This is a genomic window from Pseudomonas sp. LAIL14HWK12:I7 (assembly GCF_000483465.1).
Taxonomy (GTDB): Bacteria; Pseudomonadota; Gammaproteobacteria; order Pseudomonadales; family Pseudomonadaceae; genus Aquipseudomonas; species Aquipseudomonas kermanshahensis.
Genome location: NZ_AXYZ01000008.1, coordinates 329,370 through 343,376, shown reverse-complemented (window position 1 = coordinate 343,376; position 14,007 = coordinate 329,370). Strand labels below are relative to the sequence as shown.

At 63.5% G+C, this 14,007-nt stretch carries 12 protein-coding genes; 8 read left to right on the top strand and 4 right to left on the bottom strand.

Going from position 1 to position 14,007, the window contains the following annotated elements:
* The first annotated feature begins 90 nt into the window (after nucleotides 1–90).
* On the top strand, nucleotides 91–1,575 hold the full coding sequence (gene prpD, locus D886_RS0110635) for a 2-methylcitrate dehydratase (RefSeq protein ID WP_027593917.1): 1,485 nt from the start codon (nucleotides 91–93) through the stop codon (nucleotides 1,573–1,575).
* Nucleotides 1,576–1,664: 89 nt separating this feature from the next.
* Here the strand turns inward: prpD and acnB are convergent, their stop codons facing one another.
* The gene (gene acnB, locus D886_RS0110630) at nucleotides 1,665–4,274 is read right to left on the bottom strand and encodes a bifunctional aconitate hydratase 2/2-methylisocitrate dehydratase (protein ID WP_027593916.1); all 2,610 of its coding nucleotides are present in this window, start codon (nucleotides 4,272–4,274) and stop codon (nucleotides 1,665–1,667) included.
* 404 nt (nucleotides 4,275–4,678) lie between these two features.
* Here acnB and D886_RS0110625 point away from each other — a divergent pair, with 404 nt between their 5' ends.
* On the top strand, nucleotides 4,679–5,158 hold the full coding sequence (locus tag D886_RS0110625; protein ID WP_177323889.1) for a DUF1289 domain-containing protein: 480 nt from the start codon (nucleotides 4,679–4,681) through the stop codon (nucleotides 5,156–5,158).
* A gap of 101 nt (nucleotides 5,159–5,259) precedes the next feature.
* Here D886_RS0110625 and queD read toward each other — a convergent pair whose 3' ends face one another.
* Nucleotides 5,260–5,616, bottom strand: coding sequence for a 6-carboxytetrahydropterin synthase QueD (gene queD / locus D886_RS0110620; RefSeq protein ID WP_033699061.1), 357 nt, complete (start codon nucleotides 5,614–5,616; stop codon nucleotides 5,260–5,262).
* 134 nt (nucleotides 5,617–5,750) lie between these two features.
* Here queD and D886_RS0110615 point away from each other — a divergent pair, with 134 nt between their 5' ends.
* The 5 genes from D886_RS0110615 (at nucleotide 5,751) to D886_RS0110595 (ending at nucleotide 9,800) form a co-directional block, all read left to right on the top strand.
* Nucleotides 5,751–6,059, top strand: coding sequence for a PepSY domain-containing protein (locus tag D886_RS0110615; protein ID WP_027593913.1), 309 nt, complete (start codon nucleotides 5,751–5,753; stop codon nucleotides 6,057–6,059).
* Complete coding sequence (locus D886_RS0110610; protein WP_027593912.1) at nucleotides 6,059–6,373, top strand: PepSY domain-containing protein; 315 nt, start codon at nucleotides 6,059–6,061, stop codon at nucleotides 6,371–6,373. The genes D886_RS0110615 and D886_RS0110610 overlap by 1 nt, the downstream gene beginning before the upstream one ends.
* Complete coding sequence (locus D886_RS0110605) at nucleotides 6,374–7,042, top strand: response regulator transcription factor (protein ID WP_027593911.1); 669 nt, start codon at nucleotides 6,374–6,376, stop codon at nucleotides 7,040–7,042.
* The gene (locus D886_RS0110600; protein WP_027593910.1) at nucleotides 7,039–8,358 is read left to right on the top strand and encodes a sensor histidine kinase; all 1,320 of its coding nucleotides are present in this window, start codon (nucleotides 7,039–7,041) and stop codon (nucleotides 8,356–8,358) included. Before D886_RS0110605 ends, D886_RS0110600 begins: the two co-directional genes overlap by 4 nt.
* A 284-nt stretch (nucleotides 8,359–8,642) precedes the next feature.
* A complete protein-coding gene (locus tag D886_RS0110595; RefSeq protein ID WP_027593909.1) occupies nucleotides 8,643–9,800 on the top strand; it encodes an HPP family protein in 1,158 nt (385 codons plus the stop codon).
* On the opposite strand, the gene D886_RS0110590 is transcribed toward D886_RS0110595, so the two are convergent.
* Nucleotides 9,774–10,640 (bottom strand): LysR family transcriptional regulator, encoded by an 867-nt coding sequence (locus D886_RS0110590; protein WP_027593908.1) that lies wholly within the window; start codon nucleotides 10,638–10,640, stop codon nucleotides 9,774–9,776. The two genes, D886_RS0110595 and D886_RS0110590, sit on opposite strands and share 27 nt — an antisense overlap.
* Before the next feature lie 181 nt (nucleotides 10,641–10,821).
* Here D886_RS0110590 and D886_RS0110585 point away from each other — a divergent pair, with 181 nt between their 5' ends.
* Complete coding sequence (locus D886_RS0110585; protein ID WP_027593907.1) at nucleotides 10,822–12,711, top strand: propionyl-CoA synthetase; 1,890 nt, start codon at nucleotides 10,822–10,824, stop codon at nucleotides 12,709–12,711.
* A 114-nt stretch (nucleotides 12,712–12,825) separates the two neighbouring features.
* Here the strand turns inward: D886_RS0110585 and zapE are convergent, their stop codons facing one another.
* Nucleotides 12,826–13,911: a cell division protein ZapE gene (zapE, locus tag D886_RS0110580; protein WP_027593906.1), complete on the bottom strand. Its 1,086-nt coding sequence runs from the start codon at nucleotides 13,909–13,911 to the stop codon at nucleotides 12,826–12,828.
* Nucleotides 13,912–14,007: the final 96 nt, after the last annotated feature.

The window sequence follows — 14,007 nt, the reverse complement described above, 5'->3', positions numbered from 1 at the left end:
CGCCGGCAAGCCGGCTCCCACTCCGAACCTGTGGGAGCCGGCTTGCCGGCGATGGGCTGCCAGGCAGCCCCACAATCACAGGAGCTGCAAATGAGCGCCAACGTGGACCTTAACCAGCGCCCGGACTACGACCGGGTGCTGCAAACCCTCGCCGACTACGTCCTCACCTACCGGGTCGAATCCCCAGAGGCACTGGACACCGCGCGCAACTGCCTGATGGACACCCTGGGCTGCGGCCTGCTGGCCCTGCGCTTCCCCGAATGCACCAAACACCTCGGCCCGTTGGTGGAAGGCACGGTGGTGCCGAATGGCGCCCGCGTGCCCGGCACCGCCTACCGCCTCGATCCGGTCAAAGCCGCCTGGGACATCGGCTGCATCGTGCGCTGGCTGGACTACAACGACACCTGGCTGGCCGCCGAGTGGGCGCACCCTTCAGACAACCTCGGTGGCATTCTGGCCGTGGCCGATCACCTGTCGCAAAAACACGTAGCAAAGGGTGAAAGCCCACTGCTGATGCGCGAAGTGCTCGAAGCCATGGTCATGGCGCACGAGATCCAGGGCGTGTTGGCGCTGGAGAATTCGTTCAATCGCGTGGGCCTGGACCACGTGATCCTGGTCAAGGTGGCCTCCACGGCCGTGTGCGCCAAGCTGATGGGGGCCAGCCGCGAGCAACTGCTGTCGGCGTTGTCGCATGCCTTTGTCGATGGCCAGGCGCTGCGCACCTACCGCCATGCACCCAACGCAGGCTCGCGCAAGTCCTGGGCTGCTGGCGATGCGTCCAGTCGGGGTGTGCGCCTGGCCGATATCGCGCTGCGTGGCGAGATGGGGGTGCCTGGCGTGCTCACGGCGCCGCAATGGGGCTTCTATGATGTGTCATTCAGTCATACCAACAAGGACCTGGCGCTCAAACCCTCTGCCCAGCAAGAGTTGCGCCTGCCGCAGCCCTTGGCCAGCTATGTGATGGAGAACGTGCTGTTCAAAGTCAGTTTCCCGGCCGAGTTCCACGCCCAGACGGCCTGTGAAGCCGCCGTGCTGCTGCACCCGCAGGTGCGCAATCGCCTGCATGAGGTGGACCGTATTGTCATTACCACGCAGGAGTCGGCAATTCGCATCATCTCCAAGGTCGGCCCACTGGCCAATGCCGCTGACCGTGATCACTGCCTGCAGTACATGGTGGCGGTGCCGCTGATTTTTGGCCATCTGGTGGCCGAGCATTACGAGGATGTCTTCCACGCTGCCCACCCGAGTATCGACCGCTTGCGCGACAAGATGGAGGTGGTCGAGGACCCACGCTTCACCCGTGAATACTTGGAGGCTGACAAGCGCTCGATCGCCAACGGCTTGCAGGTGTTTTTCAAGGATGGCAACAGCACCGAGCAGGTGGTGGTGGAGTACCCGGTCGGTCACAGGCGTCGGCGCGGGGAGGGCATACCGTTGCTGGAGGCGAAGTTCAGGGAGAACCTGGCGACGCGGTTTGCGCGGCAGCGGTGTGAGGCGATTTTCGAGATGTGCGAGGATCAGCAAAAGCTGGAGTCGACTGCGGTGCACAGGTTTGTGGATTTGTTCGTGATGTGAGGTTGTCAGTGCGCCCCGCGAAGAGGCCCAAGAGGGCAATAAAAAAACCCCAGCATTTCTGCTGGGGTTTTTTTACAGCGTACTGCTACTTACGCTTGAACAACCGGGATCTTGGCGTTGGCCGCAGCCTCGCGGAACTCGGCGATCTGGTCGAAGCTCAGGTAGCGGTAGACGTCGGCAGCCATGCTGTCGATGTCCTGCGCGTACTGCATGTACTCTTCGACAGTCGGCAGTTTGCCGATGATCGAAGCGACAGCAGCCAGCTCGGCCGATGCCAGGTACACGTTGGTGGCGTCGCCCAGACGGTTCGGGAAGTTACGGGTCGAGGTGGAGACCACGGTCGAACCGGTCTGCACACGTGCCTGGTTACCCATGCACAGCGAGCAGCCTGGCATTTCCATGCGCGCACCGGCCTTGCCGTAGATGCCGTAGTAGCCTTCTTCGGTCAGCTGGTGAGCGTCCATCTTGGTTGGCGGGGCCAGCCACAGACGGGTCGGAATGCCACCCTTGACCTTCTCCAGCAGCTTGCCGGCTGCGCGGAAGTGGCCGATGTTGGTCATGCACGAACCGATGAACACTTCGTCGATCTTCTCGCCCTGTACCGAAGACAGCAGGCGGGCATCGTCCGGGTCGTTCGGCGCGCAGAGCACAGGCTCTTTGACGTCGGCCAGGTCGATTTCGATGATTTCGGCGTATTCGGCATCGGCGTCGGCCGACAGCAGCTCAGGCTTGGCCAGCCAGGCTTCCATGGCCTGGGCGCGACGCTCCAGGGTGCGGGCATCGCCGTAGCCTTCGCCGATCATCCAGCGCAGCAGGGTGATGTTGGAAGTCAGGTACTCGGCGATGGCCTTTTCTGGCAGCTTGATGGTGCAACCGGCAGCCGAGCGTTCAGCCGAGGCGTCGGACAGTTCGAACGCTTGCTCGACGGTCAGTTCGTCCAGGCCTTCGATTTCCAGGATGCGGCCGGAGAAGGCGTTTTTCTTGCCCTTCTTCTCGACGGTCAGCAGGCCCTTCTGGATGGCGTAGTAAGGGATGGCATGAACCAGGTCACGCAGGGTGATGCCAGGTTGCAGCTTGCCCTTGAAACGCACCAGGATCGACTCTGGCATGTCCAGCGGCATGACGCCGGTGGCGGCAGCGAAGGCCACCAGGCCGGAACCGGCCGGGAACGAGATGCCGATCGGGAAGCGGGTGTGCGAGTCGCCACCGGTGCCGACGGTGTCAGGCATCAGCATGCGGTTCAGCCAGCTGTGGATGATGCCGTCGCCTGGGCGCAGCGACACGCCGCCACGGGTGCGGATGAAGTCTGGCAGGGTGTGGTGGGTGGTGACGTCGATCGGCTTCGGATAGGCCGCAGTGTGGCAGAACGACTGCATGACCAGGTCAGCGGAGAAGCCCAGGCACGCCAGGTCTTTCAGCTCGTCGCGGGTCATCGGGCCAGTGGTGTCCTGGGAACCGACGGTGGTCATCTTCGGCTCGCAGTAGGCACCTGGGCGCACGCCCTGGCCTTCTGGCAGGCCGCACGCACGGCCGACCATCTTCTGCGCCAGGGTGAAGCCCTTGGTCGAAGCGGCAGGCTGCTCCGGTTTCTTGAACAGGTCGACAGGGCCCAGGCCCAGCTCGGCGCGGGCTTTATCGGTCAGGCCACGGCCAACGATCAGCGGGATACGACCACCTGCGCGGACTTCGTCCAGCAGCACTTCGGTTTTCAGCTCGAAGTTGGTGACCAGTTCGTCGCTGCCGTGACGGCGCACTTCACCTTTGAACGGGTAGACGTCGATGACGTCGCCCATGGCCAGGTTGGTGCAGTCGAACTCGATTGGCAGGGCGCCGGCGTCTTCCATGGTGTTGTAGAAGATCGGGGCGATCTTGGTGCCGAAGCAGAAGCCACCGGCGCGCTTGTTCGGCACGTACGGAATGTCGTCACCGAAGAACCACAGCACCGAGTTGGTGGCGGATTTACGCGACGAACCGGTACCGACCACGTCACCCACGTAGGCAACTGGGAAGCCTTTGGCCTTGACCGCTTCGATCTGGGCCAGAGGGCCGACCGACCCTGGCTGCTGTGGCTCGATGCCGTCACGGGCCATTTTCAGCATGGCCAGGGCGTGCAGCGGGATGTCAGGGCGCGACCAGGCGTCCGGGGCAGGGGACAGGTCGTCGGTGTTGGTTTCGCCAGGCACCTTGAACACGGTCAGGGTGTACTTGTCGGCGATGGCCGGACGCGAGGTGAACCACTCGCCGGCAGCCCAGGACTCGAGCACGGCCTTGGCGTGGACGTTGCCCGCCTTGGCTTTTTCGGCCACGTCGTGGAAGGCATCGAACATCAGCAGGGTGTGCTTGAGCTTTTCGGCCGCGACGGCGCCCAGTTCGGCGTCATCCAGCAGCGCGACCAGCGTTTCGATGTTGTAGCCGCCCTGCATGGTGCCCAACAGCTCGGTCGCGAGCTTGCGGTCGACCAGCGGGGATTTTGCTTCGCCCTTGGCCACGGCGGACAGGAAAGCAGCCTTGACGTAGGCAGCTTCGTCTACCCCTGGCGGTACACGGTTGGTGAGCAGGTCTACGAGGAAGGCTTCTTCGCCGGCCGGCGGGTTTTTCAGCAGCTCGACCAGGCCTGCAGTTTGTTCGGCGTTCAGCGGCTGGGGCACGATACCCAGGGCGGCACGCTCTTCGATGTGTTTGCGGTAGGCTTCAAGCACAGTTATTACCCTCATCAGTGGTCCCTAAAGGGAGTCCGGGACGCTCATCCAGCATTCCCTGCACCCATGCGCAATGACGGCTTCTTGGGCCGCCCAGCCAGGGTCGCAGAGAATCCTTACAGAAGCTGCTTTCAAAGTTTTACGCCTGCAGAACGGGGAGCTGATGAGGGCTGGCACGGGCATGCGAGGGTGCATGGCCCGGGCCAACGCCGTTCTACCGGATTAACTGTGCTCGTGACGCTTTGAAAACAGCTTCCAACGGACATTGTTGCCTTGAAAAGGCCGGGTGATTCTACGGCAAAAAAAGCCTGAAGGTAAGGCGGCGAAGATGACTTTAACGAGTGACCCTGGTTAGACAAAGGGCTAACATGGGCCCGTGTTCCACCGCCAAGCCGTTGTTTTTCATGTCCAACAAGTCCATCAAGACCCCTTGCGTCGGCCTGTGCTCCACGGTGTACGGAGACACGGTATGCCGTGGCTGCAAGCGTTTTCACCACGAAGTGATCAACTGGAACGGCTACGACGACGCGCAGAAGCGCGCCGTGTGGCTGCGTCTGGAGCAGTTGCTGGTGCAGGTGATGATGGCCAAGCTGGAAGTCTTCGACAAAAGCCTGCTGCGCCTGCAGCTGGAGCAGCGCTCCATCCGCTTTGTGGACCAACAGTCGGAATATTGCTGGGCCTACCAGTTGATCGCCCGTGGGGCCCGGATGATCCGTGATCTGGAGGCTTACGGCATGGTATTGCTGCCGGAGTTTCGAGGCTGGGAACTGCCGCAGTTGCGCGACGCCATCGACCGCGAGTTCTTTCTGCTGTCCGAGGCGCATTACCAGCGCTATATCGCCCCGAGCTTCTTGCGCGATGCCCTGGAGAATGGGCAGGGCTGAAATTTCACTGGCCTCTTCGCGGGGCAAGCCCGCTCCCACAGGATGCTGCGTATAACTGTGGGAGCGGGCTTGCCCGCGAAGAGGCCAGTGAAGATACCGGCTCAGTCGCCGGTATATTCGCACCCGCTGGTGCAGGTCTCGTGAATGCGCACCTTCGACAGCTCTGGCAGCAACGGCTTGACCTGCTCCCAGATCCACTTGGCGATCACTTCGCTGGTGGGGTTTTCAAGGCCAGGAATGTCATTCAGGTAGTTGTGGTCCAGCTGTTCGTAGATCGGCTTGAAGATCGCCTTGATCTCGGAAAAATCACGAATCCACCCGGTGTGCGGGTCAAGCGGGCCGGTCAGGTGCAGGCCGACCTTGAACGAGTGACCGTGCAGGCGACCACACTTGTGCCCGGCTGGGACGTGCGGCAGGCGGTGGGCCGATTCGAATGTAAATTCCTTAAAGATTTCCACGCTGTCAGAACTCTGTATGAATCAAGAATGCGCGCAGTTTATCATGGCGCCAGCTGTTTTCAGGTTGAATTAAGGACCGCTGGGTAATCTTAACCCCGTAGACAACTTGAACATCTCTCAGGAGAGAAGACACGATGAAAACCTTGACTGCCCTGTTCACCGCCGCCGCCCTTACCCTGGGCGCCAATGCCGTTTTCGCCAAGGACGTTCAGCCTGACGAAGTGGTCAAACTGGTCAGCGCCAAGACCATCAAGTCGCTGGATGAGCTGAAAGCCACCGCCATGGCCAAGCACCCAGGCGCCGAGGTCACAGACTCGGAACTTGAAGACGAATACGGCCGCTACATCTACAAGGTCGAGCTGCGCGACGCACAGAACGTCGAGTGGGACGTCGACCTGGATGCCAAGACCGGTGAAGTACTCAAGGACGCGCGAGATAACTGATGATCCACTTACCGCGGCCAGCGCGATACCTCGCGCTTTCGCTGCTGGCTGTCTGCTCCCTGGCGGCTGCCCGTGACCTGGATCAGGACGAGGCCCTGGCGTTGCGCCAGAAGGGCGTCATCCTGCCGCTCGAGCAGCTGCTGGAAACCGCCCTGGGGCGTCACCCCGGGGCGCGTTTGTTGGAGGCCGAGCTGGAAGAAGACGACGATCGCTACGAATACGAAGTCGAGTTGCTGACTGCCGAAGGTGTGGTCCGCGAAATCAAGCTAGACGCCAGTACCGGTGCCCTGCTCAAAGACGAGGAAGACGACTGAATGCGCCTGTTGCTTGTCGAGGACAATGTCCCGCTGGCCGATGAACTGATCGCCGGCCTGCAGCGCCAGGGCTACGCCGTGGACTGGCTGGCCGATGGCCGCGATGCGGTGTACCAGGGCCAGAGCGAACCCTACGACCTGATTATCCTGGACCTCGGCTTGCCAGGCTTGCCGGGGCTCGACGTGCTCGCCCAGTGGCGTGCCGCTGGCCTGGCCACGCCAGTGCTGGTGCTGACCGCCCGCGGCTCCTGGGCCGAGCGCATCGAAGGCCTCAAGGCCGGTGCCGACGACTACCTGAGCAAACCCTTCCACCCCGAAGAGTTGCAGTTGCGCATCCAGGCGTTACTGCGCCGTGCCCGTGGCCTGGCCAACCAGCCCACCTTGGAAGCCGCCGGCCTGCACCTGGATGAAAGCCGGCAGTGCGTGAGCCGTGACGGTGTCGATATCCAGCTGACCGCTGCCGAGTTTCGGCTGCTGCGTTATTTCATGCTGCACCCGCAGCAGATCCTGTCCAAGAGCCACCTGGCCGAGCACCTTTACGATGGCGAGACGGAGCGCGATTCCAATGTCCTTGAAGTGCACGTCAACCACCTGCGCCGCAAGTTGGGCCGCAGTGTGATCGAGACGCGCCGCGGGCAAGGCTATATCTACGCCGGGAGCGTTGCGTGAAGTCGATTCAGGCGCGGTTGAGCCTGGGTTTGGTGGCCGTGCTGGTGGTGGTGGGTGCGGTGCTGGCGCAACTCACCCTGTGGCTGTTCGAGGCGGGCCTGCAGCGCTACCTGGAAAACGGCTTGCGCAAGGAAAGCGAGAACCTGCTGGTGGCCCTGGTGCGGGGGCCTTCAGGTTTGCAGTTGGATGAGCGGCGCATTTCTGCGGCCTATCAGCGGCCGTTTTCCGGGTATTACTTTCGCATCGATTTTGACCAGGGCACCTGGCGCTCGCGTTCGCTGTGGGACCTGGACATGCCCAAGCCCGCCGCCCCTGGGCTTTCCGATAGCCACGAGCTGGGCCCAGAGGGGCAGCAATTGCTGGCGCTGCGTGCTGACTATCGCCGCCTAGGCCAGGACATCTCGATCAGCGTGGCGCAGGATTACTCACCGGTGCGTGAGGGCTTTCGGCGCATGCAGCAAATCGGCCTGGGCATGGGGCTGGTGGCGTTGATACTGGTGCTGGTGCTCCAGCGCGTCACGGTTAAGCGCTCATTGCGCCCGCTGGAGCGTGCCCGCCAGCAGATCGCCCAGCTGCAACAAGGGCAGCGCTCGCAACTGGATGCCGAAGTGCCTGTCGAGCTGGCGCCGCTGGTAGGGCAGATCAACCACTTGCTGAGCCACACCGAAGACAGCTTGCGGCGCTCGCGCAATGCACTGGGCAACCTTGGCCATGCGCTGAAGACGCCGTTGGCGGTCTTGCTGAGCCTGGCGTCCAGCGCGCGTTTGGAGGGCCTGCCCGACGTGCGCGAGCAAATGCGCGCGCAGCTTGAGCACATTCAGCAGCGCCTGGCACGCGAACTCAACCGCGCTCGCCTGGCGGGTGACGCTTTGCCCGGTGCCCAGTTCGACTGCGATGCCGAATTGCCGGGGCTGTTGGGCACCTTGGGCATGATCCACGGCGAAGGCCTGTTGCTTGAGCGGGACGTACCGCCGGGTCTGCTGTTGCCGTGGGACCGCGAGGACGTTCTGGAGTTGCTGGGCAACCTGCTGGACAACGCTTGCAAATGGGCAGACTGCGAAGTGCGCCTGGGCATTGCACCGGGCGACGGCGGTTACCGGCTGTGGGTCGATGATGATGGCCCAGGTATTCCAGAAAGCCAGCGCCTGCAGGTGCTGGAGCGGGGCTCGCGGCTGGATGAGCAGGTCGATGGGCATGGCCTGGGGCTGGGCATCGTGCGCGATATCGTCGAGACCTGGGGCGGGCAGCTGGCGCTGCTTCAGAGCCCGTTGGGCGGGTTGCGGGTGAGCATCGACTTGCCGCGCAGGGCTCGATAATGCCGGGGCCGCTTCGGGCCCCTTTCGCGACGCAAGGCCGCGCCCACAGCATTGCCGCAGCGGGCCTGTGAGCAGATCACCACTGCAAAAAAATTGCAGTACAGGCGCATTTTTTTGAATTGGCCCTCGCCAATCCCACCCGGCACAATCCCCGCACGAAACTTCCCAGTTTCCATCTCTCCACGGACGGAGCCCCTTGCGCTATTGCTCTGGCAATACAGGGCCCAGGCCGGCGCGGCTGGGCTTTCTTTTTAACCAGAAAAACTACGATTTCGATTATTCACATGCCTGCTTCGCGTTCCGAAAGTCGTCTGCAGCGGCTGTTGCCCGCACCCCTGAATATCCCCCCCAAAGAATGGCTGCGCGCTGGTATCGGCGCCTTGCTTGGCCTGCTCCTGGCCGGCTGGCTGACCAGCATGGCCTATGGCCCTGGCATCGCTTTGCACCTTCTGGGCCCTTTGGCCGCCTCGGCAGTGTTGGTATTTGCCGTGCATTCCGGGCCTTTGGCGCAGCCCTGGCCCGTGCTGGGCAGTTACGCCCTGGCGGGCGCCGTCGGCCTGGCCATGCGCCAGGGTTTCGGGCCCGAACTTTGGGTGGCGGCTGCTGCCCTGGCGCTCTCGGTACTGGTGATGTGTCTGTTGCGCTGCCTGCACCCGCCGGGCGGCGGTGTGGCGGTCAGTGCGGTGCTGGCCGACCCCGGCCTGGCCGGCCTGGGGGATCACCTGCTGGAGCCGGTGCTGCTCAATGCGCTGATTCTGGTGGCAGTGGCGGTGGTCTACAACCGCCTGACTGGCGTGCGCTACCCCAAAGGCACGGCCCCACGCAAAGAGCTGCATCACACCCACGACCCACTGCCCAGCGAGCGTGTCGGGGTCAGCGGCGCCGACCTGGACCAGGCCCTTGAAGACCTGGGCGAGTTCGTCGACGTCACCCGGGACGAACTGGAGCGCATCATCCTCGCCACTGAACAGCATGCCTTGCAGCGCAGCCTGGGCGGTATCACAGCAGCCTCCGTGATGTCGCGCGATGTGCAGTTCGCGTCACCGGACACCACCCTGGAGCAGGCATGGAAGCTGCTGGCCAGCCACCACCTGAAAACCCTGCCGGTGCTGCAGCACGGCAAGCTGGTCGGCATCGTCAGCTTAAGTGACCTGGTAGGGCCGGCCATGCAACGCGGGCGGTTCCGCTGGCGTGGCCTGTTCGGGCGCAAGGCAGTGCGCATGGAGCAGGTGATGAGCCGGCGGGTGGTCAGTGTCAGCAGCCAGCACCCGCTGGAACGCCTGCTGCCCTTGTTGTGCGAGCAAGGGCTGCACTGCCTGCCGGTGATCGACAATGGCCAGCTGGTCGGGGTGGTTACCCAGACCGACCTGATCGCCGGCCTCAAGCGGCAATTGCTGAGCGCCGCGGGCAGTGCCTCAGATAACCGGGTCCCAGCGCTGTGACCAATCGCTCGCGCCGGCAGCCACCAGCTGGCGGAGTATCGCGAAGGCCTGTTGCAGCGCTTCGCTGTCGCGCTTGCGCGGGTACACCAGAAACGTCGGGTAGGTGAACTCTGGCGCCTGCGGCACGCGCTCGAACACGCCGCTGTCCAGGTAAGCCTGCACCACGCGGGTACGGAAGTAGCCACTGCCGCCCTGGTCGAGGATGAACTGCAAGGCCAGCGGCCCGAGGTTGAAACTCAGTGCCGGGCGCGCGCAGTCGGGCAGGGCGGCGTCGTGCTGGCGGCGGAACGCCTCGCCCCAGTCGATGTAGATGTACGGGTCAGGCTGATCGACCCGGCGCACGCGGATCAGCTTCTCTTCCATCAATTGCTCGACTTGCAGGCCTGGCCCGTAGGTCGGCTGATAGACCAGCGCGGCGTCCAGTAGGCCCATTTCGACCTTGCGCAGCAGCGATTCGCCGTCGCTCACTTCGCTGCGGATGGCATGGCTGGTCAGTTCGCGGTGCAGCGCACTGACCCAGTCGAGCATCATCGGGTTACCCAGGCTCACTTCGCCGCCCACATGCAGCACTTGCTGGCAACCTTCGGGCAGCGGCAGGTCGCGGCGCGCCGCTTCCCAGGTCTGCACCAGCTGGTTGGCATAGCTGACGAAGGCCTCACCATCGCTGGTCAGGCTGGCGCCGTTGCGGCTGCGCACGAACAACTGGCAGCCCAGTTGCTGCTCAAGGCGCTGTACCCGCGCCGTGATCGCCGTTTGTGACACGAACAGGCGTTCGGCGGCGGCGACCAGGCTGCCGCAGCGCACGATTTCCAGAAAGGTACGGGCCTGATCGATGTCCATGGGCTGCTCGGTGGCTAAAAGGGGCGGCCTATTCTAGAGGCTTTGCACCGTTATGGGGCGTATTCGTGTTGTCTGCAAATTTGCAGGTCGGTTGTGACTTTAGTCCCATGGCGCGCCCGGCGTGGCGGTCCATACTCAAGTTTCGCCCTTCAATAACAACAAGTACCGGGTTCCCTTCGACATGAGCTATCAGCACAGCTACGCCCACTCCATCGCCGACCCTGCCGCTTTCTGGGCCGAGCAAGCCGCGCACCTGGCCTGGCACCGCACGCCTTCCCTGACCCTGCAGGAAAACCCAGACGGCACCCACCGCTGGTTTGCTGACGGCCGCCTGAACAGCTGCCACCTGGCACTCGACCATCAGATCGAACAAGGCCGTGGCGAGCAGTTGGCGCTGATCTACGACTCGCCGGTGACCGGTACTCAACAGACGTATACCTACCGACAGCTACGCGACGAGGTGGCACGCCTGGCCGGTTTGCTGCGTCAATTGGGGGTTGGCAAGGGCGATGGGGTGATCATCTACATGCCCATGGTGCCGCAGGCGGCCATGGCCATGCTGTCGTGCGCGCGGATAGGCGCGGTGCATTCGGTGGTGTTCGGCGGTTTTGCCGCCAACGAGCTGGCCTTGCGCATCGATGATGCCCGGCCCACGTTGCTGCTGACGGCGTCCTGTGGCCTGGAGTTCGACCGGGTAATCGAATACAAGCCGCTGGTCGATCGTGCCCTGCAGTTGGCCCGTCACCAGCCGCGCAACGTGCTGGTCCTGCAACGCCCCCAGGCCACCGCCCAGTTGCAGCCAGGCCGCGACCTGGACTGGCAGCAGGCATTGGCAACGGCCGAGCCGGTGGCCCCTGTCGAGCTGGACGCCGGTGACCCGCTGTACATCATGTACACCTCCGGTACCACCGGAAAGCCCAAGGGCATCGTGCGTGAAAACGGCGGCAACGCGGTTGCGCTGTGCTATGCCATGCGCCACATCTACGGCATGCAGGCGGGCGATGTGTGGTGGGGTATTTCTGACGTGGGTTGGGTGGTGGGCCATTCGCTGATCGTCTACGGGCCGTTGATGAGCGGCTGCACCACGGTGTTCTACGAAGGCAAGCCGATCCGCACCCCGGACGCCTCCGCCTACTGGCGCGTGGTCGAGCAATACAAGGTCAACGCGTTGTTCTGTGCGCCGACCGCCATGCGCGCCATCCGCAAGGAAGACCCGGACGGTGAGCGGATCAAAGGGCACGATCTGAGTTCGCTGCGCCAGTTGTTCCTGGCGGGGGAAAAACTCGATTCAAGCACCCACGAATGGCTGGAGCGGGTCACTGGCAAACCTGTGCACGACCATTGGTGGCAAACCGAGACTGGCTGGCCGGTCACCGCGCCCTGCGTTGGGCTGGAGGGCAGCGCGGCGCGCGCAGGGTCGAGCAACCGCGCAGTGCCGGGTTACCACGTGCGTGTGCTGGACGATGACGGCCATGTGTTGGGGCCGAACCACCAGGGGTCGATCGTGATCGCGCTGCCGTTGCCGCCTGGGTGCAGCCAGACGCTGTGGGGCGATCACGAGCGCTACCTGCAAGCGTACCTGCGCACTTACCCGGGCTACTACCACACGGGCGATGGCGGCTACCTGGACGATGACGGCTTCGTCTACATCATGGGGCGCACGGACGACGTGATCAACGTCTCTGGGCATCGCCTGTCCACCGGTGAAATGGAGGACCTGGTGGCGCGTCACCCGGCCGTGGCCGAGTGCGCGGTGATCGGCGTGCATGACGCTATCAAGGGTCAGGTGCCGCTGGCGCTGGTGGTGCTGAAAGATGGCGAGGGCATTGCCGAATCGCAGTTGCTGGTGGACCTGGTCGGCAGTGTGCGCGAAGAAATCGGTGCGCTGGCGTGTTTCAACCGGGTGCGGTTGGTCAAGCGGCTGCCCAAGACCCGGTCGGGGAAAATTTTGCGGGCGGTGCTGCGCAAGATTGCCGATGGGCAGGACTATGTGCCGCCGTCGACCTTGGATGATCCGGCGGTGCTAGGGGAGATCGAGGCGGTGTTGGCGGACCTGCCACGGGCGGGTTGATTCGGTGGTATTGATGGCCCATTCGCGGGGCAAGCCCGCTCCCACTGGAAGCCCTCGGCATTCAGGTTCGGTGACATGCCGGTGGGAGCGGGCTTGCCCCGCGAATGCGCCAGTTCAGCCAACAAAGTACTCAGGCCCCACCTGATGCAACTGCCCCAAGCGGCTGCGGGTGCGCATCAGGTCGGCAATCGCTCCGCCCAGGCTTTCATCCAGCGGCCGCCGCCCGATCACTGTCACCTGCTTGTCCTGGTCATACAGCACATCCACCAGGTTGACGAACCGCTGCTGTGCTGCCAGCGAACATTCCGACAGGTCGTCCAGCCCATCGATCACCCACGCATCGTACTGCGCCGCCAGTGCCAGGTAATCGATCACCGCGGTGGGCTGTTCGCACAGGTCGTCGAAGGCGAACATCACCTGCCGGTCGTTATTGGCCAGCACGCGCAGGCTGCGTTTATTGATGTCCAATGTGGCCGGCTGCGCGTCCGGTACGTTCACCGCCTGGCGTTGCTCGGCAGTGCCGGGCCACACATAGTGCCCCTGGGTAAAACGCTGATGCTCGCGGTTGGCCGGCAGGCTGCGAAAGTCGGTGTCGCCACCGACTTCCAGCACCCGCATGCGCCCGTTGATCAGGCGGATCACCGGCAGGAAGCGTTCGTGGTACAGCGGATTGGGCAGCAGGCCTTCAGGTGCGTAGTTCGACGTCACCAACAGGAAAACCCCACGCTCGAACAGCGCGGTGAACAGCCGAGTGAGCAGCATGGCATCGCCGATGTCATGCACATGGAACTCGTCAAAGCACAACACCCGGCACTGGCCAATCAGCTCGTCCAAGGTAGCGCCCAGTGCATCGTCCAGCGCGCGGTGGCGGTGCATGCCCTGGTGCAGGCGGGCAAAAAAATCATGGAAGTGCAGGCGTCGTTTGGCCTCTACCGGCACAGCCTGGAAAAACCCGTCGAGCAGCCAGCTTTTGCCGCGGCCGACCGAGCCGTGCAGGTACAGGCTGCACGGTTGCCCGTGTTCCAGCTGCGCCAGTTGCTCGGCCATGCTGTGGATGACCCGGCGTTGGCCGTCACTGAGCTGGTAGCCACGGCTGCACGCCTTGTCTTCGAACCAGGCCAGCAGTTCGCTTTCAGGGGCAGTGTTAGCGCGCAGGCGCTGGCCGAGCTGACGCAACGGGGTAGGGATCCAGGCAGGCAAATCGATAGCTCCTTGGTCGATGGCGGTGCAGGGCGCAGCTTGCGCGACGGTCGCCATTTTGACCAATAGAGAAAGCAGTGGGCAATGATCGCCTGA